We start from the raw sequence: 26,788 nt of genomic DNA, 5'->3' as shown, positions 1-26,788 counted from the left end.
TTTTTGTCTCTGATTGATATCGTTTTTTGATCAGTCCACCTTGGCTTCAGCCACTTCAATCAGTGACTTCCACACAGGTACGGCTTTGGCATAGGTTTTTGAAAATTCTTCAGGGCTGCTGAACACCGGCAAAAAACCAGCACCGTCAATACGCTCTTTGACCTTGGCGTCTTTGGATGCCTCTTGCAGTGCGGCGTACAGCACATCTACGATCTCTTTGGGTGTGCCTGCAGGCAGGGCCATGCCGACAAAGCCTGCGATCGAGTAGGCGTCATCGGTGACGCCTTGCTCATAGATCGTGGGCAGATTGGGCAACACGGCCATGCGTGCCTTGCCCGTTACACCAATGGCTTTGAGGCGACCGGAATCGATGAACGGCTTGGTGTTCTGGGCGCTGGAAAAGCACAGCTGCAACTGCCCGCCAATCAGCTCCTGGATCATGGGTGCTTCACCGCGGTAAGCCACGTGGCTCATGTCGGCATTCATGGACTTGCTCATGTATGCGCCACCCAGGTGGGCGTACGAGCCCACACCCCAGCTACCGTACGACACCTTGCTCTTGTTGGCCTTCACCCACGCCAGCAGCTCTTGCATATTGTTGGCAGGCACCGAAGGGTGTACCACCAGCGTGACAGGTGCCGATGCCAGCTCCGAGAGCATCAGCAAATCCTTTTGCGGGTTGTAGGCCATCTTGGAGTACAGGAACTGGTTGATCAGCAGCGAGGTGCTCAGAGACAGCACCACGTTGTAACCATCTGGGGCCGACTTGGCGACCTGGTCGGTACCCAGCATGCCCGAAGCACCGGCCTTGTTTTCCACAACGATGGGCTGCCCCAGCTTCTTGGACATGGCCTCGCTCAGCACGCGTGCCACGATGTCGGTCGCGCCACCCGGGTTGAAAGGCACGATGAAGCGAATGGGCTTGCTGGGATAGGCGGCCTTGGCCCAGGCGGGCAGGCCCACGAGGCTGGAGCCTGCCGCTGCGGCAGCGGCCAGCATCAACTGACGACGGGTGGTGTTGTTGCAATCCATGTGGTTGTCTCCCGGAAATTGCGGTGTTGGATGCGAAATGGCCCAACGCTGGCGCGCACACAGCCCTCTTGCGGAGCTGTTGTGACGCGCAGTGCGGGGGTAAATAATCAGTGGGGCGTCGGTGCCTCTGGCAGGGTCAGAACACCCTTTTCTTTCAGTGCCTGCAGCTGTTCATCCGTCATGGACAGCAGCTCTTGCAGCACTTCCCGCGTCGCCTCACCCAGCGTAGGTGGTGCGTTGCGGATGGGTAGACGCTGACCATCCAGGCGGTAAGGCGGGGCAAACACCCAGGTCTTGCCCACCACGGGGTGCGGCACTTGGTGAAAGATGCCGGTTTGCTGGGTACGTTTACTGGTCAGCGCTTCGTGCAGGCCTGCCACTTCGCCGCACGGAATGCCGCAGGCATGCATGCGCTCCAGTAGCAGCTGGCGTGGGTGGCTGGCGATAATGCTCTTGAGCAGCGGCAAGATCTCCAGACGGTTTCTGGCGCGCTCCACGTTGGTGGCATAGCGTGGGTCTTCAAAAATATCGGGGCGCAAAATGACGTTGCGACAGAATTTTTCAAACTGCCCGTTGTTGCCCACACCAATGATCAATGGCCCATCCTGCGCCTCAAACATGCCGTAAGGAACGATGGAAGGGTGGGCATTGCCGTAGCGCTGCGTATCGTGACCCAGCAGCATGGAGTCGAGTGCGTAGTAACCATTGATGGTGACACCACAGTCGTACAGCGCCAGCTCAATCTGGCGGCCACGGCCATTGCGGCAGCGGCGGTACAGCGCAGCCAGCACAGCCTGCGCGGCGTACATGCCGGTCATCAAATCGACCACGGCCACACCAAACTTCAAGGGCGGTGTCCCCTCTTCACCGTTGATGGCCATCAGTCCAGCTTCGGCCTGAATCACCAGGTCATAGCCGGGGCGTTTGGCTTCCGGGGTGTCACTGTTGTAGCCCGCTACGCTGCAGTAAATCAGGTCTGGCTTGATGGACTTGAGTTTTTCGTAGCCCAGACCCAGCTTGTCTGCACCGCCATGCTTGAAGTTGTGCACCACCACATCAAACTGGGGCAGCAGGTCATAAATGATCTGTACGCCTTCAGCGCTTTGCAAATCCAGCGTCACCGAGCGCTTGTTGCGGTTCATGCTGTTGTAGTAGGTTGTCTCGGTCTTGCCAATGCGCATGCCCCAGTCACGGGTGTCATCGCCCCGGCCCGGGTGCTCCACCTTGATGACCTCTGCCCCAAAGTCGGCCAGCACCTGCCCGCACAAAGGGCCGGCAAATACCCGCGACAAATCCAGTACGCGCACGCCTTCCAGCGGAAAGTCCATGCCTTCAGGCAATGTTGGTGTGGTAGTCATAGTTTTTGTCTCCCTGCGCTTGATGCGTCGTTGTAGGTGTTATTGCGTCAGCACGATGGCCGAAGGCTGGCGAAACTGGGCCGTGCGCTTTTCCAGAAAAGCACCAATCCCTTCGCGGCTCTCTTCGGTCTCTTGCGACTGCACCATGTACTGGGCTTCCAGCTCCAGTTGCTCTTGCAGCGTGTTGCGCGGCGCAACGCGGCACAGGCCTTTGATGCGTGCCATGGCCAGCTCTGGCCCCTGCGCTATCTGCTGTGCCAGCGCCACGGCCAGCACAATGGCTTGACCCGGTTCTGCCAAGCGGTTCACCACGCCCATCTGTGCCATGCGTTCACCATTGATGCGCTCGCCCGTCAGGCACAGCTCGGTGAGCACCTGGCGCGAGACAAACTCGGCCAGAAATGCCGTGGCACCGCCGTCGGGGGTCAAACCCACCTTCACATAGGCCACAGAGAACACGCTGTTTTTGGCAGCCACCAGCATGTCGCAGGCCAATGCCAGCGACAGGCCTGCACCCGCAGCAGCGCCTTCAACAGCAGCAATGACCGGCTTGGAGCAGTCACGCACCGCCCGGATCAGATCGTGCAAGCCTTCCAGCTTTTCGCGGCGCTCCTGCACGGGCAGATCACGGCGCTTGGCCAACTGACGCAAATCTCCGCCGGCACAAAAGTGGCCGCCTTCCCCGGTCAGCACCACTGCGCCAACGCTGGGATCTGCAGCCGCGCCGTTCAAGGCCTGCGTCACAGCGGCATAAAACTCGGGTGACAGCGCATTGCGCGCTGCCACGTTGTTGTTGGAGAGGATGAGAACATTCCCCTCCCGGCGTACGAGCAGTGGTTCGGTCATGGCGATCAGCCTTGCTGCCCAAGGGCAATGAAGCGTGCCAGATGGTGGTCTTCATCACCAAACTGGTGATCAATCATGACCAGGCGCTTGGCGTAATGCGCCAGCGGCAGCTCCCAGGTCATGCCAATACCGCCGTGCAGCTGAATGCTTTCCTGTGCCACTTTGGTGCCCACATAGCCCACGGTGTACTTGGCCGCCGACAGGACCTTTTCTTTGGCAGCGCCTTGGGCGGTATCCACTGCCGAGGCCGCGTTGATGACAGCAGAGCGGGCTTGTTCAATCTCCAGCAGCACATCGGCCATGCGATGCTGCAGCGCCTGAAAAGTACCAATGGCCACCCCGAACTGCTTGCGCGTTTGCAGGTATTCCAGCGTGTGCTGCTTGGCCACATCCATGGCACCCAGCGATTCAGACGCCAGCGCCAGCAGCGCGTAGCCACTGATGTGCTCCAGTACGGCGTAGCCCTTGCCTTGAGCACCCACCAGGGCATCGGCAGGCACCTGTACATTGTTGAACGTGATGTCGGCGGCGCGACCTCCTTCAAAACGCTGGTAGCCACGCTTGCTCAGCCCTGCGGCACTGCCATCCACCAGAAACAGGCTGATACCGCTGGCATCCAGCTGTGAGCCGCCCGTACGTGCACTCACCAGTAACAAATCAGCCTTCTCGCCCAGTGCCACCACGCCCTTGGTGCCGTTCAGCACCCAGCCGCTGGCCGTTTGGGTTGCGGTGGTTGAGACGTTATGGAGCTCGTAATGGCTGCCCGGTTCATCGTGCGCCAGCGCACAGATCAGGTCACCGGCAATGATGTCTTGCAGTTTGGCTTTTTGCGATTCGCTGCCCGCAGCAATCAATGCCTGGCCCACGACCAGAGCATCCAGCAAAGGCTCAGCCACCAGGCCACGGCCCAGCGCTTCAAATACCACGCTGATGTCAAAACCTGCGCCGCCAAAGCCTCCTGCATCTTCTGGAAACAGCGCACCAATAGCGCCCAGTTCGGCAAATTGCGCATACAGCGCCGGGCTATGCCCTTCTTGCCCATAAGCCAGCTGGTTGCGGTGCTCGATCCCGTACTGCTCAGAGACAAAGCGGTTCAAGGTATCCGCCAGCATGCGGCGGTCTTCGGTATGTTCGAAGTTCATGGTCTTGTTGCTTCCCTTGCCCGGCTTACAGGCCGAGGATCATCTTGGAGATGATGTTCTTTTGAATTTCGTTGGAGCCGCCAAAGATCGACAGCTTGCGGTAGTTGAAGTACGCCGCCGCTGCGGCGGTGGCTTCTTCAGGGCCAATCGGTGCTTCGCTGTAGCCGTCATGCATGGCCGCTTCTACAAACGGCACGGCGTAAGGGCCCATGGCACGGCGTGTGAGCGACAGAATCTCTTGGCGAATCTCGGTGCCCTTGATCTTGAGCATGGAGCTTTCTGCACCCGGCACACCGCCACCTGCCACGGCAGCAATCACGCGCAGGTTGGTGGTCTTCATGTTTTCCAGATCAATTTCCACACGGGCCATACGCGCGGCAAACAAAGGATCCTGCGACAAAGGCTTGCCGTTGTAGTGCATGCGGTCTGCAGCCACTTTCAGTTTTTCCAGCGCCGCCACCGAAAAGCCCACCCCCGCAATGTTCGTGCGCTCATAGGTCAGCAGGTACTTGGCGTAGGTCCAGCCCTTGTTTTCTTCGCCCACCAGATTCTCAGCCGGCACCTTCACGTCGGTAAAGAACACTTCGTTGACTTCATGCTCACCATCGAGCGTGATGATGGGTCGCACCGTCACACCGGGTGTGTTCATGTCCACCAGCAAGAAGCTGATGCCGGCCTGTGCCTTCACGTCCTTGTTGGTGCGCACCAGGCAGAAAATCATGTTGGCGTGCTGGCCCAGCGTCGTCCAGGTCTTCTGACCATTGACGATGTAGTGATCGCCATCACGCACCGCCGTGGTCTTCACGGAAGCCAGATCAGAGCCCGAACCAGGCTCCGAATAGCCCTGGCACCACCAGTCCTGACCACTCAGAATGCGTGGCAGCCAGTAGCTTTTTTGCTGTTCGCTGGCGTACTTGATCAGGACAGGGCCCAGCATGTTCACGCCAAATGGCACGATGCGGGGCGCACCAGCCAGTGCGCATTCATGTTCAAAGATGAACTTCTCCACCGCACCCCAGCCGGGTCCGCCGTACTGCTCAGGCCAGTGGTTGGCCAGCCAGCCCTGTGTGTTGAGCGTGGTGTGCCAGCTTTCCAGGTCTTGCTTGTTCAGGATCTGACCGTTCTTGACCTTGCGTGCCAGCTCGGGGGACAGCTTGTCTTGCAAAAAGGCTTGCACCTGGGCGCGAAACGCCTCTTCTTGGGGGGTGAATTGAAGATCCATATCGATTCCTCGGGAAAACTGGCTCAGAAAATTTCAAACAGGCCGGCAGCGCCCATGCCACCGGCAATACACATGCTCACCACGCCGTACTTGGCTTTGCGGCGCTGGCCTTCCAGCAGCAGGTGCCCGGCCAGACGCGCGCCAGTCATGCCAAACGGGTGACCAATCGAAATCGCTCCGCCGTTGACGTTCAGCCGCTCCAGCGGAATACCCAGCTTGCGCTGGCAGTACAGGGCCTGCGAGGCAAACGCTTCGTTGAGCTCCCACAGGTCGATGTCATCCACCGTCAGGCCGTGGCGTGCCAGCAGCTTGGGAATGGCAAACACGGGGCCGATGCCCATCTCGTCGGGCTCGCAGCCGGCCACGGCAAAACCACGGAAAGCGCCCAGCGGCTGCAGGCCCAGGCGCTCGGCCACTTTGGCTTCCATCACCACGCAGGCGCTGGATCCATCCGACAGTTGCGAGGCATTGCCTGCGGTGATGAAGTTGCCGGGGCCCTTGACAGGCTCCAGTTTGGCCAGCCCTTCAAGCGTGGTGCTGGCGCGGTTGCAGTTGTCCTGAGTGGCAACCACATCGCGGTAAGTGACTTCACCGGTTTCTTTATTCTTTTCAGCCATGCGTGTGGCGCAGGCAATGATTTCGTTGCCAAACAGGCCTGCGGCCTGCGCGGCTGCAGTGCGCTGCTGGCTGAGCAGCGAAAACGCATCCTGGTCTTCGCGGCTGATGCTGTAGCGCTTGGCCACCACGTCGGCGGTGTCGATCATGGCCATGAACAAATCAGGTTTGTTGGCGACCAGCCATGGGTCCATATCGGTGGGCAAGTTGTTGCTTGCGCGAATGCCCGAGATGGTTTCCACACCCCCGGCTAGCATGGCGTCCACACCTTCGGCTACGACACGGCCTGCGGCAATCGCAATCGATTGCAGGCCCGATGCACAAAAGCGCGTGATGGTGGTGCCCGCAATGCTCAGTGGCAGCTCGGCACGGATCACGGTCTGGCGGCCCAGATTGCGGCCCTGAAAACCGTCGGGGTTGCCGCAGCCCAGAATCAAGTCTTCGATCATGGCCGGGTCAATGCCCGCGCGCTCAACCGCAGCCTTGACGGAAAACGCTGCCAGCTGGGCTGCAGGCGTGACGTTGAACTCGCCACGGTGCGACTTGGTCAGCGGGGTACGGGCGGTAGAAACAATGACGGCTTCGCGCATGGTGTGTGTCTCACTCAAATGTTTTGAGAGCTATCAATGCTTATGAAGCGGTCATTTCAGATACTTTTAATACTGAAAAGCTTGCTGCACTTGCGCTGATAGCTTCTTTTTTTAAATACCGCGCTTTGCAGCGCGGCCCAGCAGCTTGGTTGTTATGTGCTGCCGGTTGTGCTCCCTGATAGGGCTTGCGCCCCTTCCTCTTTGCGCACTGCCTTGGGCAATACGTTCAGATGTCTGACCTTGCGGGTCACGCAGCCTTGTTCAGGCTGTCAAAGTTCTGGCCTTGTGCGACCAGTTTTTCCAGCAGCGCCGCAGGCTTCCAGAAAAGAGGGTCTTCCTGCTCAAAGGCCTTGATGTCCGCCAAGATCTTGTCCAGCCCCTGCATGTCAGCCCACTTCATGGGGCCACCACGGTGGCGCGGAAAGCCATAACCAGAGATGAAGGTCACGTCCACATCCAGTGGGCGCAGGGCAATGCCCTCCTGCACGACCTTGGCACCTTCGTTGACCATGGCTGCCATGTAGCGGCGCATGATTTCTTCAGGGCTGAACTTGCGCGGTGTCACACCCTTCTTGGCGCGCTCGGCATCCACAATGGCCAGCACTTCGGGGTCTTGCTGGCCCACGCGTGCACCTTGGGGGTACAGGTAAAAGCCTCGCCCGGTCTTTTGACCAAACCAGCCGTTTTCGCAGATGCGGTCTGCCACTTCCACGTAGCGTGCCTTGGGGTTGCGTGTGGCAGCACGGCGCTTGCGGGTGGCCCAGCCAATGTCACCACCAGCCAGATCGGTGACCTGGAATGGACCCATGGGGTAGCCAAAGCCGCGCACGGCTTCGTCAATCTCATAGGGTGATGCGCCGTCTTCCATGATGGAGTCGGCGGCCTGCTTGTACACAGCCAGAATGCGGTTGCCGATAAAGCCATCGCAAACGCCTGCGCGCACCGGCACCTTCTTGAGCTTCTTGGCCAGCTCAAACGCTGTGGCCACGACGTCGGCACTGACCTTGGCTGGCACCACGATTTCCAGCAGCTTCATGATGTTGGCTGGGCTGAAAAAATGCAGGCCAATCACATCTTGCGGGCGCGCTGTGGCATCGGCAATGGCATCAATATCGAGGTAGGAGGTGTTGGTGGCCAGCACAGCACCGCGCTTGCACACGCGGTCCAGCTCCTTGAAGACGGCCTTTTTCACGTCCAGGTCTTCAAACACCGCCTCAATCACCAGATCCACATCTTTCAGGTCGTCGTAGCTGGTGGATGGGGTGTAGCGCGCCATGATGGCGGCCTTGCCCTCTTCGGTCATACGGCCCTTGGCAATCAGGCCGTTGTAGACCTTTTCCACATTGGCTTGGCCACGGGCGATGGATTCGGCATCGCGCTCCACCATGGTCACGGGGTAGCCAGCATCCAGTGCGGCCACGGCAATGCCCGCGCCCATGGTGCCGCCACCAATAATGGCCAGTGTGCTGAAGGCGCGCGGCGCTGCGGCCTTGGCTTCGGGAATCTTGGCGGTTTCACGTTCTGCAAAGAACGCGTGCACCAAACCTTGGCGCTGGGGGCTTTCCAGGCACTGCACAAACAGCTCGCGCTCTTTGGCCAGCCCCTGGTCAAAGGGCAGCTCCACAGCGGCTTTGACGCACTCAATGATTTTCAGGGGCGAGAACAGGCCACGAGCCTTCTTGGCAGTCTCTGCAGCCAGTGCCTCAAGATCTGCCAGCGCGCCAGCCTTGTCGGCAATGGCGATGTCGCGGGTGCGGCGCACGGCGGCACCGGCAGCCAGCAGGTTGCGGGCATACGCCAGCCCTGCAGCCAGCGGATCGCTGCTGTCCACCAGAACATCGACCAAGCCCGCAGCCAGTGCGGCCTTGGCCGACAGGTGCTTGCCGCTGAGCATCAGCTCGGCTGCGGCCTTTACGCCCATCACACGCGGGGCACGCTGGGTGCCGCCAGCGCCGGGCAGCAAGCCCAGGCTCACTTCAGGCAGGCCCAGCAAGGCTTTAGGCAGCGCCACACGGTAGTGGGCCGACAGTGCCACCTCCAGGCCACCGCCCAGCGCTGCGCCATGAATGGCGGCTACCACCAACTTGTCGCTGGCTTCCAGCGCGTTGCACACGTCGGGCAAGGAAGGAGCAACCGCGGGTTTACCAAATTCACGGATGTCCGCACCCGCGATGAAGGCCTTGCCCTCACCCACAATCAGCAGCGCTTTCACGGCTGCATTGGCAGCGGCTTGCTCTACCGCAGCCAGCAAGCCAGCGCGCACGGCCTGACCCAAAGCGTTTACAGGGGGGTTGTTGATGCTGACCACCAACACCTCGCCATCAAGGCGGGTTTGGACCACGGAAGCGGTGCTTTCAGAACTCATTGCGCGTGTCTCCGGACAGTTGTTCTATGGGAAAAGTCGTTTGTACTACGCTAATGCTTCTTTACAATACATCCAATAGTTGACAGACTGTCAAATGGTTTTGAACAATCACAAGGGAAAACCCTAGATGGACCTGCACACGCTCACACTGCTGGTGGAAATCATCGACAGCGGCAACCTCAGCCAGGCGGCCCGCAAACTCAAGATGACGCGTGCCAATGTCAGCTATCACCTGGCACAACTGGAGAAATCAGTGGGGGTGCAACTGGTCAAGCGCACCACACGCCGTGTGGAGCCCACCGAAGTTGGCCTGCGCCTGTACGAGCACGGGCGCAACATCCACAACGAGATTCTTGCTGCGCGCGAGACCATCACCAGCCTGGGCCAGGATTTACAGGGCCGCGTGGGTATCAGCGTGCCCAGCGGCTACGGGCAAATCGTGATGAGCCAGTGGCTCATTGAGTTCAAGCGCCTGTACCCGCGCATCGTGCTCGATGTGCTGTTTGAGAACCGGGTCGACAACCTGCGCGATGAGGTGGACATTGCCATCCGCGTGATGCAGGAACCCCCGCTGTCGGTGATTGCCCGCAGCCTGGGTGATGTGCGCTATGTGGCCTGCGCCTCTGCCGCTTATGTGCAGCAATATGGACTGCCCCAGACCCTGATGGAGCTGCGCGCCAGCCCCTTGATTACGGCCGGCGTCATGGGCCGCCAGCTGCGCCTGTCAGCCTATCAGGAAGGCATGGACCGGCAAGAGGTGATGCTGGAGCCCACCCTTAGCTCCGAGCACTTCCCCTTCTTGCGCGAAGGTATCTTGGCGGGCCTGGGCGTGGGGCTGGTGCCCGACTATGTTGTGCAAGACAAGATTGCCAGCGGTGAAGTGCTGACCACACTGACCGAATACCGCCTGAGTATTTTTGGCACACACATGTACTTGCTCTATCTGCCCAACCGGCACCAGACGCGGGCTGTGCGTACCTGTATTGACTTTCTGCTAGCCAAAGCCCGTGGTACGGCCAGCCCCACCACCAGCTCCGAATAAAAAAAGCCCGCTGGAACAAACCAGCAGGCTTTGAAAGTCAGCAACCCGCAGCTCAATTTCAGCGGTTTTCACGATCTCCGCGAAAGAATGGACGGCGGGCCTCTTCGCTGTCGGACGGCCGCACAGGGCGAGCCTCTGGGTGTGGACGATCTGGTCGCATCTCTGGACGTGGACGATCTGGCCGCATCTCAGGCCGTGGCCGCTCACCATCCGGGCGCATCTGCTGGGGCGGGCGAGGGCGATCTGGGCGTTCCATGCCCGGTTGTGACGGGAACGACGGCAGCACCTGCGGGCGATCTGTACCCGGGCGTCCGGGTCGCCAGCCTGGCGGTTGCGATGGCACGGGTGGCCGCACCTGTGGCGGACGTGAACCCCCATCAGGGCGCCAGTGCGGTGGTCGCTGTGGCTCGTCCGGGCGAATCGATGGACGGCTGGGCGTTGGCGGCATCGGGTATGCCGGTGGACGAGGCGCATACCCATGGTGCGGTGGACGCGGCATGGGACGATAGCCCGGTGGTGCCCAGCGACCGGGGTGCCAGTCGTAGCGGCTGCCTGACCACAACCAGTCACCTCCTACCCACACATAGCCCGGGGAAGGAGCCACGGTGCGGTATTCCACACGGGGCGGTGGCGGGTAGCCATAGTTGGTATAGACCGTAGTGCTGGAGTAGGCATAGTCAGAATAGCCATCATCCAAAGGGGCGACCACGCAACCGCTGAGCACAGCCGCACCACCCACAGCCACTACCGCAGCCCAGCAACGCGGTGTCAGGCGGCTTTTCAAATCAGCAACAGTGAATGGCATAACAGCTCTTTCATTCAGGGTAGACACCACTACAACGAAAAACCCCGGTTCAATGTTGACCGGGGTTGGGGCTGCGGCAGTAAAGCCGGCGTAAAGAAACTGCACAAGATGTGACAGCGCAAGGCCACGGCCTACACCATCACAGTGCGCCGCTTAATGCTGAGCATTTTGCAGCGCAGCAATGCGCTCTTCAATGGGTGGGTGGCTGGAGAACAGCTTGCCGATATTGCCGGTGATACCCATGGCCTGCATGCTCTTAGGCAGCTCACCGGGCACCATGCCGCCCAAACGGGCCAGAGCATTCATCATAGGCTGCTTGCGCCCCATCAATTGGGCTGCACCCGCATCAGCGCGGAATTCACGCTGGCGCGAGAACCAGGCCACGATGATGGCAGCCACAAAGCCCAGCAAGATGTCCATCACAATGGTGGTCACGTAGTAGCCAATGCCGGGGCCCGAGTTTTCAGAATCACCTTTGCGCAAGAAGCTGTCCACGGCGTAGCCAATGACACGCGACAGGAACACCACAAAAGTATTCATCACGCCTTGAATCAGCGTCATGGTCACCATGTCGCCATTGGCGATGTGAGCCACCTCATGGCCAATCACGGCTTCGACTTCTTCGCGGGTCATGCCTTGCAGCAAACCGGTGGACACCGCCACCAGTGCATTGTTCTTGAAAGCACCGGTTGCAAAGGCGTTGGCTTCACCTTCGTAGATACCTACTTCAGGCATGCCAATACCTGCCTTGTCCGCAAACTTGCGCACAGTGTCCACAATCCAGGCTTCGTCGGCGTTGCGTGGCTGATCAATCACATGCACACCCGAGGACCACTTGGCCACGGGCTTGGAGATCAGCAGCGAGATGATGGCACCACCAAAGCCCATGATGAAGGCAAAGCCCAGCAGAGCGGTCAGATCCAGACCGTTGGCGGTCAAGAATCGATTCACACCCAGCAGGCTGGCAGTGATACCCAGCACCGCCACTACAGCAATGTTGGTCAATAAAAAGAGAGCAATACGTTTCATTCTTGGGTTTCTCCACTGTGGGGAAAAAACAGGCCATCGGCCCCAGCTTGGAAGATGGGGCACAAGCCTGCAAATTCAAGCGCGGTCACCTGTTGCGCCCCGCATGTTGTGGTGTTGTTGTGTGGGGGCTGCACGCTGTTTTAACGGCATTCATCATAGAAGCAAAGCAGGCGTTCGATTGCCAACGCCGCTGGAAGTTCAGCCAATGTCCCGGTTTCAGACCTACGTGCGCTGAAAAGATGGGTCGCGGACAGCAACGCGGGCGGTGCCCTCGTCGCGCAGCTCAAACGCCTGCGTGGCAGCCATCAGCTTGGTCAGCGTGGCATAGCCATAGTTGCGGGCGTCAAAGGAGAGTTTGTTGCCAATGTGCGTACCCACCGCACTCACGCGCGACCACCCGGTTTCATCCTGGGTCGCTTTCACGGCATCGCGCAACATGGTCATGAGCTGCTTGTTTTGGCGCAGCATGTGCGTAGGCACGCGCAGGCTGCATGCAGACGGCGTGGCAACCCCTGTGCCCCCTGGTACTTTGCCAGCGTCAGCGCTGGATTTGAGCAGCACGGGCGGCAGCGGAGCAGACAGCGAACGGGCCTCCAGCTCGGCCTCTGACAGCTCGCGGCGGTCACTGCGGCTGGTGATGCCATCACCGAGCTCCAGCAAGGCATCAAAGTATAGAAAACGCGAACAGGCATTCACAAATGCACGCGGCGTTTGCTCAGCGCCAAATCCGTACACCGCCGCACCTTTGGCACGCAAGTGCATCACCAGCGGAGTGAAATCAGCGTCTGAAGAGACAATGCCAAACGCATCGGGTTCTTCGGTATAGAGCAGCTCCATGGCATCCACTGTCATGGCCATGTCGGTGGCATTCTTGCCTTTTGAATAGTCAAACTGCTGCATGGGCCGAATGGCGTACTCCAGCAACTTGTTCTGCCAGCCATGCAGGCCCGATTTGGTCCAATTGCCATACGCACGGCGTGTGTTGATGACACCGAAGGTCGACAACTCAGTCAGAATTTCATCAATCATCTCTGCCGGTGCATTGTCGGCATCGATCAGCAAAGCAATACGGGGCTGGACGTCCGTGGGCATGGATGGGCTCCTTGGTAATGCACACAGACTACCTGAGGCACAGCCACTTGCCAATACCAAAAAAGGAGCAGCACACGCTTACCCCTGCTTATTTTCAGCATGCTTAAACATTGAAAGCATTGTGCTACCAGCGCTTGCAGCTCCTATTTTTTAAACACCCTCTGCACAGCACAGCGTTCGAGGCTGTGCTGCCACAGTCCCGTACACGGAGTACGGGCCAGGCACAGCAAGGTATTGCCGCTGGCAGCAGTGGGCGTTAATCCAGCATCTTCCAGGGCAGCGCATCGCCAAAGCGCAGCGGCTTGAGCTGTGCGCCTTCGCCGTATTCAAAGCTGACTGGCGGGGTCCAGGTTTCTTTGACCAAGGTGATGGTGTCGGTGTTGCGCGGCAGGCCATAAAAGTCTGCGCCGTTGAACGAGGCAAAGCCTTCCAGCTTGTCCAAGGCACCTACGCCGTCAAACGCTTCGGCATACATCTCAATGGCTGCGTGCGCGCTGTAGCAGCCTGCACAACCCGTAGCCGCTTCCTTGAGATGCGCCGCGTGCGGGGCACTGTCGGTGCCCAGAAAGAACTTGCGGCTGCCGCTGGTGGCCGCTTGCACCAAGGCCATGCGGTGCGTTTCACGTTTGAGCACGGGCAGGCAGTAAAAGTGCGGGCGCACGCCACCCAAGAAGATGGCGTTGCGGTTAAAGAGCAAATGCTGGGGCGTGATCGTGGCTGCCAAGTACGCATCGCCTGCGGTCACGTAGTCGGCTGCCTCCTTGGTCGTCACGTGCTCCATGACAATCTTGAGCTCTGGTAAATCTTTACGCAGAGGCTGCAGCTGCTGCTCAATGAACAGCGCTTCGCGGTCAAACAGGTCCACGCTGGGATCGGTCACTTCACCGTGCACCAGCAGCACCAGACCTTCGCGCTGCATGGCTTGCAGCGTGGGGTAAATCTTGCGCAAATCCGTCACCCCGTGATCGGAATTGGTAGTGGCGCCCGCAGGGTAGAGCTTGCACGCCACCACACCAGCAGCCTTGGCACGCACGATTTCGTCGGGCCCGAGATTGTCCGTCAGGTACAGCGTCATCAAAGGCTCAAACGCATTGCCAGCGGGCACGGCAGACAAAATTCGGTCGCGGTAGGCCATGGCCAGCTCGGCCGTAGTGACGGGCGGCTTCAAGTTAGGCATGATGATGGCGCGCCCCATCTGGCGGGCGCTGTGTGGCACCACGCAACGCATGGCATCGCCATCGCGCACATGCAGGTGCCAGTCATCGGGGCGGGTAATGGTGAGGGTCGTGGGGGAAGTCATCCCCCTATTGTCACATTGCCCGCATGAATTACCGCCAGCCTCGCAAAAGGCATAATGAGAAGCACTCTCATTTAAAGAAGAACATATGACAGACACCACCACCACAGCGCCTGCTTTTGAGCGCGTTCGCCACCCTTTCAAAGCACGCCACCTTCAGTTGCTCTCCCGCGAACAAATCAGCCCTAATTTTTTGCGTTTGACACTGGTTGGCGAGTTGCGTGACTTTGCCAGCGATGGATTTGACGACCACTTCAAGCTCATCTTGCCCCAGGAAGGTTATGAGCAGCCCCTGCTGCCCCAAATGGTGGACGGCAAGCCCATGATTGATGGCCCCAGCCCCACCATGCGCGACTACACACCGCTGCGCTGGACCACCAACACGCTGACGGTTGACTTTGCTTTGCACGACTTCGGCCCCGCCACCGAATGGGCGCGCACCGCCCCCATGGGCTCATGGGTGGGTGCAGCGGGCCCGCGCGGCTCCATGGTGATCTCCAAAACCTTTGACTGGTACTGGATGCTGGCTGACGCCAGCGGCCTGCCTGCCGTAGAGCGTGCGCTGGCCGAACTGCCGCCCACTGCACAAGTCACAGTGCGTTTGGCCGTGGCCGAAGCGGACCGCCGTGCGCTGTCTTCGCAGGCACAAGTCGATCTGCAATGGGTGGACTCGCTGACGGCAGCAGCTGAAGCTTTATCGCTGCCAGAAACACCCGGTTTTATCTGGGCCGCTGGCGAGCACAGTGAAATGGCTGCACTGCGCAAGGTTGTGGTCGCCAAGGGCGCATCTCCCAAGCGCATGCGCATTGCTGCCTACTGGAAGCAAGGCGAAGCGGCGCACCATGCCGAGCTGGCAGATAAAGAATAAACAGTCGAGCCGATCAATGGGCCGGCAGCACTGAATGCATTCGCACTGAAGCAGTGCGCAATGCAGCAGTGAAGCAGTGCTCAATACCACTTCGACATAAAAAAAGCCGCTGGTACCAGCGGCTTTTTTCGAGATGGATCACAGCCATCAGTGCTGCAAAATTTTGCTCAAGAAATCCTTGGTGCGCGACTGGCGTGCATCAGGGTTGCCAAAGAACTCTTCCTTGGAGCAATCTTCCAAAATCTTGCCACCCACGTCCATGAAGATCACGCGGCTGGCAACCTTCTTGGCAAAGCCCATTTCGTGCGTGACGCACATCATGGTCATGCCATCGTGGGCCAGACCGACCATCACATCCAGCACTTCACCGACCATTTCCGGGTCGAGCGCAGAAGTGGGTTCGTCAAACAGCATCACGATCGGGTCCATCGACAGCGCACGGGCAATCGCCACGCGCTGCTGCTGGCCACCTGAAAGCTGCCCGGGGAACTTGTCTTTGTGGGCCGTCAAACCGACACGGTCCAGCATCTTCAGCCCACGCGCCTTGGCGTCATCGACAGAGCGACCCAGCACCTTGATCTGGGCAATGGTCAGATTTTCCGTGACGGACAAATGAGGAAACAGCTCAAAGTGCTGAAACACCATGCCCACTTTGGAGCGCAGCTGAGGCAAATTGGTGTTTTTGGTATCGTGCACGGCGGTGCCGTTCACCCAAATTTCACCCTTCTGGATCGGCTCCAGCGCGTTGATGGTTTTGATCAAAGTGGACTTGCCCGAGCCAGAGGGACCGCAAACCACGACCACTTCACCCTTCTTGATGCTGGTGGAGCAGTCGTTGAGCACCTGAAAGCTGCCGTACCACTTGGAGACGTTTTTGAGTTCAATCATGCGTAAATCCTTTGTCACCAACGTCCATCAACGGATGATGGCAATCTTTTTGTGCAGACGCTTGACCCAGTAAGACAGGCCAAAGCAGATCACGAAATACACCACAGCAGCAGCAATATAGGCTTCCATGGGTCGGCCATAGTTCTTGCCGGCTACTTCAAAGCCCTTGAGCATGTCGTAGGCACCAATGGCATAGACCAGCGAAGTGTCCTGAAACAAGATGATGGTCTGTGTCAGCAGCACAGGCAGCATGTTGCGGAAAGCCTGTGGCAGCACCACCAGCCGCATATTTTGCCCATAGGTCATGCCCACGGCCTGACCCGCATGCACCTGACCACGCGGCACCGACTGAATACCAGCACGCATGATCTCGGAGAAGTACGCTGCTTCAAAAGCAATGAACGTCACTACGGCAGACAGCTCTGCCCCGATAGGCTTGCCAATCACCAGTGGCACCAGCAGGAAGAACCACAAAATCACCATCACCAGCGGGATAGAGCGCATGCCGTTGACATAAATGGTGGCAGGTACTGCCAGCCACTTCTTGCCCGACAGGCGCATCAGCGCCAGGACCGTACCGAAGAAGATGCCGCCCAACGTAGCGACTACCGTCAGCATCAAGCTGAAATAGAGGCCTTTGAGAACAAAGTTCTGGATCAGATCCCAGTTGTAGAACGAAAAATCAAGTGCGAGATTCATGCTCAATGCCCTCCCACTGCGCCAGCGGACACCAGTCCGGGAACACGTGAGCGCTTCTCAATGAAGGCCATGATGCGATTGATGGCGAAGGCAGAAATGATGTACAGGCCTGTGACGGCCATGTACACCTCAATGCCACGGCCAGTTTCTTCCTGTGCCTGCATCGCAAACATCGTCAATTCTGTCACCGACACGGCAAACGCGACGGACGAGTTTTTGAAGATATTCATCGTCTCGCTGGTCAGCGGTGGAATGATGATGCGAAACGCATTGGGCAACAGCACAAAACGGTAGGTCTGCCATGTGGTGAAGCCCATGGCCATCCCCGCATAACGCTGCCCACGTGGCAGAGCCTGGATACCTGAACGCACTTGTTCGGCAATACGTGCCGAAGTAAAAAATCCCAGCGCCAGCACCACCAGCACAAAGCCCGAAACGGACTTCATCGCAGGGAAGATGGCTGGTACCACGTGGTACCAGAGAAAAATTTGAACCAGCAACGGGATATTGCGGAAAAACTCCACCCACGCATTGCCGAAACGCACTGTCCAAGGACGATTTTCCAGAGTCCGTAAAGTACCGATCACCACACCAGCGACCAAAGCCAAAATCAGTGCCAGAACGGATACCGAAACCGTCCAGCCCCAGGCCGACAACATCCAATCCAGATAGGTGATGTCACCGTCCTTGCCAAAACAGCCTTCGCGCACCGTGCGGTCCAGCGTGTCTTCGCAAAACATTTGCCAATCCCAATTCATAGGATTCCCTTCCAATTAACCAACCTGATGCCTGTTTTTCACACAGGCCTTCCAACGGAAAACGCCCCAGCCAGCACACGCAGGCGGGGCGCGTTCAATTGGCAAAAATTACTTGTTGTAATCTTCCTTAGGCTTGTTGTTAGGGTTGTTCCAAGCATCCTTGGTGGCATCCGACAGTGGCAGGCCCACAGCAACGTTGGCTGGAGGAATAGGCTTGACGAACCACTTGTCCCACAGCTTGGCCAGCGTGCCATCCTTGACTTGGCGCGCGATCGAATCGTTCACTGCCTTCAGGAAAGCAGGGTCGTTCTTGCGCACCATGCAAGCGATTGGCTCAGTGGACAGAGGCTCGCCCACGATCTTGAAATCCTTGGGATTCTTGGATTTGGAGATGTTGCCAGCCAGGATGGAGCCATCCATCACAAACGCATCGGCACGACCTGTTTCCAGCAGCAGGAAGCTGTCTGCGTGGTCCTTGCCCATGATGTTCTTGAATTCGATGCCTTCAGCGCGCTTGTTTTGGCGCAGCAATTGCACCGAAGTGGTGCCCGTAGTTGTCGCCACGGTCTTGCCATTCAGATCTTTCACATCATTGATGCCAGACTTGGCATTCACAGCAATGCGCACCTGCTCCACGTAGGTGGTGTTGGCGAAGTCCACATCCTTTTGACGGTTCAGGTCATTGGTCGTAGAGCCGCACTCCAGATCCACTGTACCGTTGACGACCAGTGGAATACGGTTTTGCGATGTCACTGGCTGGTATTTGGCTTCCACCTTCACGCCCAGCTGCTTGGCCACATCGGCGGTGATGTTTTCAGCCATTTCGGTGTGAAAACCCACGTACTTGCCATCGCCCAATGTGTAGCCCAATGCGCCCGAGGATTCACGCACACCCAGTGTCAGGCTTCCAGACGACTTGACCTTGGCCAATGTATCGTTGGCTTGTGCCATGGCGCTACCAGCAGCCAGCGCCATCACAGCTACGGCCAGCAAATGTTTCTTCATACAGTGCTCCTCAGATCAAACTTAGTGAACAGGCAGACCCACACGTCAAACGCATAAGGTCATGCATGATGTACATAATTTGCCACACATTGTCGAATGCGTGACAGAGATTCCCGCCCTCCTCGCGTCGCCAAGCGGAATGTCTTCCATCGTAAAAGCTTCAGCAGCTTTTACAGAAGAAGTTTGATGCGGGGAAACACCTAGAAATTCGTGTTTTCTTGCACCAACATGATTTCGCCAATAAAAAAGCGACTTCCCCTACCTCAGGAAAGTCGCTTGACAAGAGGAGGATTACCCCAACTCTTATGCAATCTCTATGCCAGTTAATCGGCTTTGGATTTGTCTTGGCCCACCGCTTGCTGCTGCAAGAAACTCCACAAAGCCTGCACCACCGTTTTCTGGCTGTCCTTGCCAGTGGGCTTCTCCCGGTAAGCCAACACATCCATTGGCAGCTGGAACTTGGTGGTGCCTTCGGGCAATGCACTCACCAAGCGCCCAGACGCCAGCTCATTGCGTACCGCGCTGTATGGCAAGAACGCGATGCCATGACCTTCAATAGCCATCGCCTTGAGCCCTTCAGCCATATCGGTTTCATACACACGCTCCAGATGGACGGGCATGTCCGCCTCTTTGAGCAGCAGTTCCGTCAAGCGCCCCAAATAGGCTCCAGGGCCATACGCCAAGAAAGGCAAGGTGGCACCCGCCGATCCCGGCAGCATGAACATGGGCTTGCCTTTCGCATCGGGCTTGGCATAAGGCGCTAGCAGCTCTTCACCCAAACGCACCATTTCATAGCGCGAGGTGTCCAGCTGGAAAGGCTGTGAACTGTGGTGATAGGCGATCAGCAAATCACATCCGCCCTCCACCAGGCGCATGACGGCGTCATGCACGTTCAATGCAATCAAGCGGCTTTTGAAAGAGCCAAACTGCTCCTGCACCTGAGATACCCATGCGGGAAAGAACGTAAAAGCCAGCGTGTGGGGCACGGCAAAACCCACCATGCCCTTGTCGCTGCTTGAGTGGGCGCGCAACATCGAACGTGTGCTTTGCAGCGACTGCAGCATCTCCAGCGCCTGGTCGTACATGGTCTTGCCCGCCGACGTCAGCCGGGTGGGGTAAGAGCTGCGATCGACCAGATCGGTACCCGCCCATGCTTCCAGCGCCTGAATACGGCGCGAAAAAGCGGGCTGGGTGACATGGCGCAGTTGAGCGGAGCGGCTGAAGCTGCGCGTTTCAGCCAGACTGACAAAGTCTTCAAGCCATTTTGTTTCCATACTGCAGATTATCGCCTTGCCGCAGCCTGACACCTTGGGATGTTCCGCATAGTCAGCGCAAGCAAATGCTTCAATAATGTTTGGTGGGTTCTGGCACACATCCGTGCTAGCTCTCAACATCCGGCTGGCGTGCACAACACCGACCACACCGGAATCGACATTGGGCGTTGGGTGACCCCCAAGCAGTTGGCGCTTCACACGCCTGCACGCCTGATCACTTGCTTAGCTTTTGTTTCCGATTCCGCGACATGCCCGAACCTACACCCAGCCCGGCCTCCAAGGCCGAAGGCTCTCAAGAGCCGCGTTCCCTGCGCATTGAAGATTGGCTCACCGTCATCATCATGGCCTTGCTGGCCTTGATCACCTTTGGCAATGTACTGGTGCGCTACTTCACCGATGCATCTTTTGCATGGACGGAGGAGTTCTCCATCTTCCTCATGATCTTGCTGGCCATGGTGGCAGGCAGCGCCGCCGTAGCGCGCGATCAGCACATCCGCATTGAATTTCTGACCAGCCGTGGCAGTTCTGCACGAAAAAAGGCACTCGCCCTTTTGGGGTCTACATCCGTAGCGCTTCTGTTCATGCTGATTGCCGTTTTGAGCGCGCGCATGGTGTGGGACGACTGGCGCTATGAAGAGACCTCCCCCGGTATTGGTGTGCCGCAGTGGTGGTATTCCATCTGGCTGCCCATTTGCTCACTGGCCATCACCGCGCGCGCCGTGGGTCTGTTCATGCGGCAAACCAAGCCCGGCGCATTTGAAGGCGAGACCATCGACGCCAGCGACAAGGAGCAAGCATGATCGCCACGCTGCTCTTTGTCGCCTTTCTGGTTCTGATGTTTCTGGGCGTGCCAATTGGCGCAGCCCTGGGCCTGGCGGGTGCTGCATGCATTGCGCTGGCCAATATGGATGCGCAATGGTTCGGCCTGCTGGCAGTGCCACAGAATTTGTATGCCGGTCTGGGCAAATACCCACTGCTGGCCATTCCCATGTTTGTGCTGGTGGGCTCCATCTTTGACCGCTCTGGCGTGGCCGCACGGCTGGTGAACTTTGCCATCGCCATCGTGGGGCGCGGCCCCGGCATGCTGCCACTGGTCGCCATTGTGGTGGCCATGTTTCTGGGGGGTATTTCAGGCTCCGGCCCCGCCAACGCTGCCGCCGTCGGCGGCGTGATGATTGCAGCCATGTACCGTGCCGGCTACCCCGGCAGCTTCTCCGCCAGCGTGGTGGGGGCTGCTGCTGCCACCGACATTCTGATTCCACCCTCTGTGGCTTTCATCATTTACTCGGTGCTGGTGCCCGGGGCCTCGGTGCCTGCACTGTTTGCCGCAGGCATGATTCCCGGCATCTTGGCGGGCATTGCCTTGATTGTTCCAGCCGTATGGATGGCGCGCAAACACAAGATGGGCCATCTGGAAGCCGCCCTGCCCCGTCCTGAGTTATGGAAAAGCTTCAAACAAGCCATCTGGGGTCTGGCTGCCCCGATCTTGATTTTGGGTGGCATGCGCGCGGGCTGGTTCACCCCTACCGAGGCGGCGGTAGTCGCTGTGTTCTACGGACTGTTTGTTGGCATGGTGATTCACCGCACGATTGGCGTGCGCGATCTGTTTCCCATTCTGCGTGAGGCTGGCGAGCTGTCGGCCGTCATCATGCTGGTGGTGGCGCTGGCGGGAATTTTTGCCTTCTCGCTGTCCACGCTGGGGGTGATTGACCCAGTGGCCAAGGCCATCGTCAACTCTGGCCTGGGTGAGTATGGCGTGCTGATGCTGCTGATCTTGCTGCTGATCACCGTGGGCATGTTTCTGGACGGCATCTCCATCTTCCTGATCTTTGTGCCGCTGCTGCTGCCCATCATGAACCACTACAACTGGGACCCCGTGTGGTTTGGCGTGATCCTGACATTGAAGGTGGCACTGGGCCAGTTCACCCCCCCGCTGGCCGTGAACCTGATGGTGTCTTGCCGAATCGCCAACGTGCGCATGGAAAGCACCATCCGTTGGGTGATACCCATGCTGATTGCCATGTTCGGCGTCATGCTGCTGGTCATTGCCTTTCCGCAACTGGCCCTGTGGCTGCCTGCCAAGCTGGGCTACTGATTTCCCCCGAGTGCTTGACAACTTAAACCCAAAGAGGAGACACACCATGAAACTTCGCACCTTCTTGAGCGCCACCGCCGCTGCGGCCACCTTGCTGAGCATAGGCCTGCCCGTAGCCCACGCCCAAGCCAAGTACAAAGAGGAATACCGCCTGTCCGTCGTACTGGGCACCGCTTTTCCCTGGGGCAAGGGCGCAGAAATCTGGGCCAATAAAGTACGCGAGCGCACCGAAGGACGTATCAACATCAAGCTGTACCCCGGCACTTCGCTGGTACAGGGCGATCAGACGCGCGAGTTCAGCGCCATTCGCCAGGGCGTGATCGACATGGCCGTAGGCTCTACCATCAACTGGTCGCCCCAGGTCAAAGCACTGAATCTGTTTTCGCTGCCCTTCCTGTTCCCGGACTACGCTGCGGTCGATGCCGTGGTGCAAGGCCAGGTAGGCCAAGAAATTTTCAAGACCATCGACAAAGCAGGCGTGCTGCCTTTGGCTTGGGGCGAAAACGGTTACCGTGAAATTTCCAACTCCAAACACGTCATCAGCAAGCCTGAAGACTTGAAGGGCCTGAAGATCCGCGTGGTGGGCTCTCCCCTGTTCCTTGACACCTTCACGGCACTGGGCGCCAACCCCACCCAAATGAGCTGGGCCGACGCACAGCCCGCCATGGCCAGCGGTGCGGTCGACGGCCAGGAAAATCCTGTGTCGGTGTACATGGCTGCCAAGCTGAGCACCGTGGGCCAAAAGTACATGACGCTGTGGGGCTACATGAATGACCCGCTGATCTATGTCGTGAACAAAGACGTATGGAACAGCTGGACCCCCGCAGACCGCGCCATCGTCAAACAGGCCGCACTGGATGCCGCCAAAGAGCAGATCGCCATATCCCGCAAGGGCATGAGTGAAGCCGACAAGCCGCTGGTCAAAGAAATCACCGCACAGGGCGTGACCGTGACTGACCTGAACGCTGCACAGCGCAAAGTGTTCGCCGATGCCACCCGCAGCGTGTACACCAAGTGGAAACCACAGATTGGCACCAACCTGGTCGACATGGCTGAAAAGGCGATTGCCGAGCGCAAGAAGTAATTCACAGAGGCGGCACACCCACACGCGCATGCCAACGTAAAAAAGCGCCCTTGCCCAATTGCTTGGTCAAGGGCGCTTTTCATTTCACGTTGACCGTCAGCGCACTGTGCCTGTGACACATGCTCGCAAAAAGCAGTGGCAGATGCGCTTTGCGCTGCAGCAACCGGAATATTTTCTGAACATCAGCTGCCCGCCTGACGAGCCATTAATACCGCGCCAAGGGCTAGCGCTGCCGGGACCGTCTGGATAAAGAAAATCTTTTTCGATGCGGTCAATGCACCATAGGCCCCCGCCACCATGATGCAGAAGAGAAAGAAGATTTTGAACAGCTGCCCCTGATCCCCCAGCAGCAAGCCTGTCATAAGACCTGCGGCCAGAAACCCGTTGTAGAGGCCTTGGTTGGCCGCAAGCACTTTCGTCTGCTGTGCAAACTCCTGCGTCATGCCAAAGGCTCGTCGCCCTTGTGGCTGGGTCCACAGAAACATTTCCAGCACCAGAATGTAGATGTGCAGCAAGGCAACGGCAGCAACAACAATATTGGCAAACACCTGCATATACGTCTCCAGTTGAGATGAAAAGCCCCTTGCCATGGTTCACGCATGGCATCAAAGACACATGCATGGAGCCATTGAAGGCAGGCAACCTGAAGTCTTGAGCATGCATTTACACACAAAAGATTACCAGTAGCACTTGTCACGCAAGCGCCCGCCGTGCATTGAACGGAAACAGCCAGTACACAGGGCGGAGCGAGTTTTTCTTATCTGCTCATGCCGCTTGAATCAACGGATCATCGCCCATCAGCAACTGCAGCTGGCGTGCGGCTTCATGCCCTTCACCCAAGAGCAGCACATGGCGCAGCCCCTGAATGATGTTCTGTGCAAAGCCCAGATCATTCATGAGTGAACTGGCGGTGAAGCTGTCCAGCAAGCCTCCACGAATGGATGCGAACAAATGTTTGCGAAACTGCGTATCAAAAGCTGCAATGCGCTCATCCAGGGCCTGCAACTGAAGTGTCCATTCGGCTTCCGGGGTGTCCGATACGCTCAGTACGTGCATATCCTTGAGTGTCTGCAGCATGTGCATGCGCAACTCCAGATAGCTGCTACGTGCAGCAGAGTCATCCGGGCCTTGCAAGTATTTGTGCATGTTGCGCTGCAGCCTGTGTGCATCTTTCACCGCCTCAACCAGCTGAAAAGCTGCAACCTGGCTGTTGTGCCAGAAGTCTTGCTGCGCCCCATCCAGAGGCTGAACCATGCTGCCCATGAACTCCAGCAAGTCGGCGTACACCCCTTTGATGTGCGTTTTATAAAGTACATCGGCATTGATGGCTTGCTGCTGCAGGCGGCTGCGCAAATCCGCATCCTCTCGCACCAGCTCATCACGCATATTGGCTGGGGCATACAAGGCATGTGCCACCACCTCCAGCCCCAAGCGCCCCATGTGCTGCAGCTCTTTGGACACTGCGCTGCATGCGCTCTCTACGGTTTGCAACGATGCAGGCTGCAGGTAGCGCGCGCGTGTGATCTGCGTGACTTGCTCGGTGTGCGTGGCGATCAAGACTGCGGGCTCTTGCGGGTCAGGCATCCAGCGCAACAAAGCCCGTGCCAGCTGGCTCTGCAAGGGCCAGAAAAACAGCACGCCCATGACGTTAAACAGAGTATGGAACATGGCCAGCTGAATGAGCTTGTTCTCGCCCATGCCCATCCAGCCCGTTGCTTGCAAGACCAGCCACGTCATGGGAGAGAGCAGGAAAAAGGCAATCACCGCCGTGGTGCAGTTGAACACCACGTGCGCCACTGCCAGCCGTTGCCCGCTGCGCGCACTGCCGATCATGCCCATCACCCCGGTCGAGACGGCCGAGCCTACGTTAGAGCCAATCGCAATGGCCAGCGCCTGTGACAGCTCCAGCTGCTGGTTGGCCAATGCAGCCAAAGTCAGCATCAAAGTGGCATGGCTGGACTGCAGCACCACGGTAATCAAGGTACCGATACCGATAAACAGCAGCGCCCCCTTGATGCCTTCTGCGCTGTAGCGGTCCAGTTGCAAATCACCAAAGCTGGAAAAGCCCTCCTTGATCTCATCGATCCCCAGAAAGATCAGCGAGATACCAAGCAAAAAGCGGCCTATTGCCTTGCCTTTATCGCCTGCAAAACCCAGCAAGACACCAAACACCAGCAGCGGCATGGCCAGCGGTGCCATGCTCAGGTTTTGTCCTGCCATGGCCAGCAGCCAGATGCCGCTGGTAGCCCCCAGGTTGGCACCAAAGAGCACTGAAATACTGCCCGCCAGGCTGATCAGCCCCGTACTGAGAAAAGCAATCGTCAGCAGCGAAACCAGGGTGCTGGACTGCAGCACAAAGGTAGCCGCTGTACCAAACAGCAAGCCTTTGAACGGCGTAGCAGTGCTGGTGGACAGCCAGCCTTCCAGCTTGCTGCCTGCCAAACTTTTCAGGCCTTGCTCCAGGTTCTGCATACCGAACAAAAACAGGGCCAGGCCTGCACACAGCACCAGCCAGCCGGAGCTGTACCAGAACGACCATGCCAGGGCCGCAAAAGCCAGCACGATCAAAGAATGTTTCGAATAGACGGGACTGATCACGCCACACCTCTGCAAATTATTGGTTTTAAAGGCCTGAGTCTTGCACCCAGGCCGCGCCTCTCCCGCGTGTGGCGTGGCGCACAGGCTTGCAGTGTATGACGACTGTTTTTGCTATACCGGCGTCACCAGGGGTTGTCCGGAGAAATGTCGCTGTGCATTGTTCAAAAACAAATCCACAGTGGCCTGCACAGCCTCGGGCGACCAGCCTGCCACGTGTGGCGTCAGCACCACGTTCTCCAGCTCCAGCAGTTGTGCTGGCGGCAGGGGCTCACTTTCGTACACATCCAGCCCGGCACCAGCGAGCTTGCCGGTGCGCAATGCCTGTGCCAGCGCGGCTGTGTCAATCACAGAACCACGCGCAATGTTCACCACATAGCCCTGAGGGCCCAAAGCCTGCAGCACCTGTGCGTTGACCAGATGCTTGGTGGCTGCGCCCCCTGGCGTGGCCACCACCAGCACATCTGCCCACTGCGCCAGCTCCAGCACGCTGGCAAAGTAGCTGTAGCCCACACCGTCTTTGGGCTTGCGGTTGTGATAGCCAATGGGCATATCAAACGCCTGCGCACGGCGGGCAATTTTCTGGCCAATGGTCCCCATGCCCAGAATGCCCAGGCGTTTGCCCGAGACGTTGGGGGGCAAAGGAATGTCGTTGCGCCACGTACCTTGCCGCGTGAGCTTGTCCAGATGCACGATGCCGCGCACAGCGGCAATCACCAGGCCAAATGCATGGTCTGCCACGCAGCTGTCATTGGTGCCCGCACCATTGCTGACTGCAATGCCGCGCGACTGGGCATGGGCGAGGTCAATATTTTCATAGCCAGCACCCAGCGCCCCCACCATGCGCAGCTGAGGCATGGCATCCATTTGTGCAGCACTCAAGCCAATTGCACCAATCGTCAGCACCACATGAATGCGCCCACCGTCTTGCGCAATAGCCTGCGCTGCTTGCTGCGAATCGGGCGCATAAATCACCTCATAGGACGCAGCAAGCTGGGCACGGTGCGACTCAGACAAAACATTCAGGATCAATAAAACCGGCTTAGAGGCAGACATGGCAATGCATCTCACAAACTATAAAAGTGGG

Annotated in this window: 24 protein-coding genes; 5 read left to right on the top strand and 19 right to left on the bottom strand. The window is 58.3% G+C overall.

The genetic code is table 11. From position 1 onward, the window contains the following. Positions 1-30 precede the first annotated feature (30 nt). The 7 genes from IB213_RS02440 to IB213_RS02410 form a co-directional block, all read right to left on the bottom strand. The gene (locus IB213_RS02440) at positions 31-1,032 is read right to left on the bottom strand and encodes a tripartite tricarboxylate transporter substrate binding protein (RefSeq protein WP_192405280.1); all 1,002 of its coding nucleotides are present in this window, start codon (positions 1,030-1,032) and stop codon (positions 31-33) included. Positions 1,033-1,139: 107 nt separating this feature from the next. Next, positions 1,140-2,390 (bottom strand): CaiB/BaiF CoA-transferase family protein, encoded by a 1,251-nt coding sequence (locus tag IB213_RS02435; protein WP_191722765.1) that lies wholly within the window; start codon positions 2,388-2,390, stop codon positions 1,140-1,142. A 39-nt stretch (positions 2,391-2,429) separates the two neighbouring features. After that, positions 2,430-3,236 carry an oxepin-CoA hydrolase, alternative type gene (locus IB213_RS02430; RefSeq protein WP_192405279.1) on the bottom strand — a complete coding sequence of 269 codons (807 nt, stop codon included), beginning with the start codon at positions 3,234-3,236 and terminating at the stop codon, positions 2,430-2,432. Between the two features lie 5 nt (positions 3,237-3,241). Continuing rightward, positions 3,242-4,378: an acyl-CoA dehydrogenase family protein gene (locus IB213_RS02425; RefSeq protein ID WP_192405278.1), complete on the bottom strand. Its 1,137-nt coding sequence runs from the start codon at positions 4,376-4,378 to the stop codon at positions 3,242-3,244. A 25-nt stretch (positions 4,379-4,403) separates the two neighbouring features. Further along, a complete protein-coding gene (locus tag IB213_RS02420; RefSeq protein WP_191722762.1) occupies positions 4,404-5,600 on the bottom strand; it encodes an acyl-CoA dehydrogenase family protein in 1,197 nt (398 codons plus the stop codon). Positions 5,601-5,623: 23 nt separating this feature from the next. Then, a complete protein-coding gene (locus IB213_RS02415) occupies positions 5,624-6,805 on the bottom strand; it encodes an acetyl-CoA C-acyltransferase (RefSeq protein ID WP_191722761.1) in 1,182 nt (393 codons plus the stop codon). Positions 6,806-7,052: 247 nt separating this feature from the next. Continuing rightward, a complete protein-coding gene (locus IB213_RS02410; RefSeq protein ID WP_192405277.1) occupies positions 7,053-9,170 on the bottom strand; it encodes a 3-hydroxyacyl-CoA dehydrogenase NAD-binding domain-containing protein in 2,118 nt (705 codons plus the stop codon). A 127-nt stretch (positions 9,171-9,297) separates the two neighbouring features. On the opposite strand from IB213_RS02410, the gene IB213_RS02405 reads away from it, so the two are divergent. Then, the gene (locus IB213_RS02405) at positions 9,298-10,212 is read left to right on the top strand and encodes a LysR family transcriptional regulator (RefSeq protein ID WP_191722759.1); all 915 of its coding nucleotides are present in this window, start codon (positions 9,298-9,300) and stop codon (positions 10,210-10,212) included. 58 nt (positions 10,213-10,270) lie between these two features. On the opposite strand, the gene IB213_RS02400 is transcribed toward IB213_RS02405, so the two are convergent. The 4 genes from IB213_RS02400 to pyrC all read right to left on the bottom strand — a co-directional run bounded on the left by IB213_RS02400 (position 10,271) and on the right by pyrC (position 14,438). After that, complete coding sequence (locus IB213_RS02400; protein WP_192405276.1) at positions 10,271-11,017, bottom strand: YXWGXW repeat-containing protein; 747 nt, start codon at positions 11,015-11,017, stop codon at positions 10,271-10,273. A gap of 153 nt (positions 11,018-11,170) precedes the next feature. After that, positions 11,171-12,046, bottom strand: a complete 876-nt coding sequence (gene htpX, locus IB213_RS02395) for a protease HtpX (RefSeq protein ID WP_191722757.1) — start codon at positions 12,044-12,046, stop codon at positions 11,171-11,173. Positions 12,047-12,268: 222 nt separating this feature from the next. After that, positions 12,269-13,138: an NYN domain-containing protein gene (locus tag IB213_RS02390; protein WP_191722756.1), complete on the bottom strand. Its 870-nt coding sequence runs from the start codon at positions 13,136-13,138 to the stop codon at positions 12,269-12,271. Between the two features lie 256 nt (positions 13,139-13,394). Beyond that, complete coding sequence (gene pyrC, locus IB213_RS02385) at positions 13,395-14,438, bottom strand: dihydroorotase (protein ID WP_192405275.1); 1,044 nt, start codon at positions 14,436-14,438, stop codon at positions 13,395-13,397. 85 nt (positions 14,439-14,523) lie between these two features. Between pyrC and IB213_RS02380 the strand changes: the two genes are divergently transcribed. Beyond that, positions 14,524-15,303, top strand: a complete 780-nt coding sequence (locus IB213_RS02380; protein ID WP_191722754.1) for a siderophore-interacting protein — start codon at positions 14,524-14,526, stop codon at positions 15,301-15,303. A 147-nt stretch (positions 15,304-15,450) separates the two neighbouring features. Here the strand turns inward: IB213_RS02380 and IB213_RS02375 are convergent, their stop codons facing one another. The 5 genes from IB213_RS02375 to IB213_RS02355 form a co-directional block, all read right to left on the bottom strand. After that, positions 15,451-16,191 carry an amino acid ABC transporter ATP-binding protein gene (locus IB213_RS02375; protein WP_191722753.1) on the bottom strand — a complete coding sequence of 247 codons (741 nt, stop codon included), beginning with the start codon at positions 16,189-16,191 and terminating at the stop codon, positions 15,451-15,453. A 27-nt stretch (positions 16,192-16,218) separates the two neighbouring features. Next, positions 16,219-16,890: an amino acid ABC transporter permease gene (locus tag IB213_RS02370; RefSeq protein WP_191722752.1), complete on the bottom strand. Its 672-nt coding sequence runs from the start codon at positions 16,888-16,890 to the stop codon at positions 16,219-16,221. A gap of 2 nt (positions 16,891-16,892) precedes the next feature. After that, positions 16,893-17,648, bottom strand: coding sequence for an amino acid ABC transporter permease (locus IB213_RS02365; RefSeq protein ID WP_191722751.1), 756 nt, complete (start codon positions 17,646-17,648; stop codon positions 16,893-16,895). Between the two features lie 108 nt (positions 17,649-17,756). After that, positions 17,757-18,653 (bottom strand): amino acid ABC transporter substrate-binding protein, encoded by an 897-nt coding sequence (locus IB213_RS02360; protein ID WP_191722750.1) that lies wholly within the window; start codon positions 18,651-18,653, stop codon positions 17,757-17,759. Positions 18,654-18,976: 323 nt separating this feature from the next. After that, positions 18,977-19,927: a LysR substrate-binding domain-containing protein gene (locus tag IB213_RS02355; RefSeq protein WP_191722749.1), complete on the bottom strand. Its 951-nt coding sequence runs from the start codon at positions 19,925-19,927 to the stop codon at positions 18,977-18,979. Between the two features lie 248 nt (positions 19,928-20,175). Between IB213_RS02355 and IB213_RS02350 the strand changes: the two genes are divergently transcribed. From IB213_RS02350 to IB213_RS02340, 3 genes are read left to right on the top strand one after another with little or no spacing between them, the layout of a single operon-like run. Continuing rightward, positions 20,176-20,727 (top strand): TRAP transporter small permease, encoded by a 552-nt coding sequence (locus IB213_RS02350; RefSeq protein WP_192405274.1) that lies wholly within the window; start codon positions 20,176-20,178, stop codon positions 20,725-20,727. Continuing rightward, positions 20,724-22,022, top strand: a complete 1,299-nt coding sequence (locus tag IB213_RS02345; protein ID WP_191722747.1) for a TRAP transporter large permease — start codon at positions 20,724-20,726, stop codon at positions 22,020-22,022. Before IB213_RS02350 ends, IB213_RS02345 begins: the two co-directional genes overlap by 4 nt. A gap of 46 nt (positions 22,023-22,068) precedes the next feature. Beyond that, complete coding sequence (locus tag IB213_RS02340; protein ID WP_192405273.1) at positions 22,069-23,106, top strand: DctP family TRAP transporter solute-binding subunit; 1,038 nt, start codon at positions 22,069-22,071, stop codon at positions 23,104-23,106. A 182-nt stretch (positions 23,107-23,288) separates the two neighbouring features. Here the strand turns inward: IB213_RS02340 and IB213_RS02335 are convergent, their stop codons facing one another. The 3 genes from IB213_RS02335 to IB213_RS02325 all read right to left on the bottom strand — a co-directional run bounded on the left by IB213_RS02335 (position 23,289) and on the right by IB213_RS02325 (position 26,757). Then, positions 23,289-23,660, bottom strand: a complete 372-nt coding sequence (locus IB213_RS02335; protein WP_192405272.1) for a DUF1304 domain-containing protein — start codon at positions 23,658-23,660, stop codon at positions 23,289-23,291. Positions 23,661-23,871: 211 nt separating this feature from the next. Further along, positions 23,872-25,668: a Na/Pi cotransporter family protein gene (locus tag IB213_RS02330; protein WP_370551170.1), complete on the bottom strand. Its 1,797-nt coding sequence runs from the start codon at positions 25,666-25,668 to the stop codon at positions 23,872-23,874. A 147-nt stretch (positions 25,669-25,815) separates the two neighbouring features. Continuing rightward, a complete protein-coding gene (locus IB213_RS02325; protein WP_192405271.1) occupies positions 25,816-26,757 on the bottom strand; it encodes a 2-hydroxyacid dehydrogenase in 942 nt (313 codons plus the stop codon). Between the last annotated feature and the right edge of the window lie 31 nt (positions 26,758-26,788).

It is taken from the genome of Comamonas sp. CMM02, assembly GCF_014851485.1.
GTDB lineage: Bacteria > Pseudomonadota > Gammaproteobacteria > Burkholderiales > Burkholderiaceae_C > Comamonas > Comamonas avium.
The sequence above is the reverse complement of the archived record's forward strand: the minus strand, read 5'-3'. Positions and strand labels throughout refer to the sequence as shown.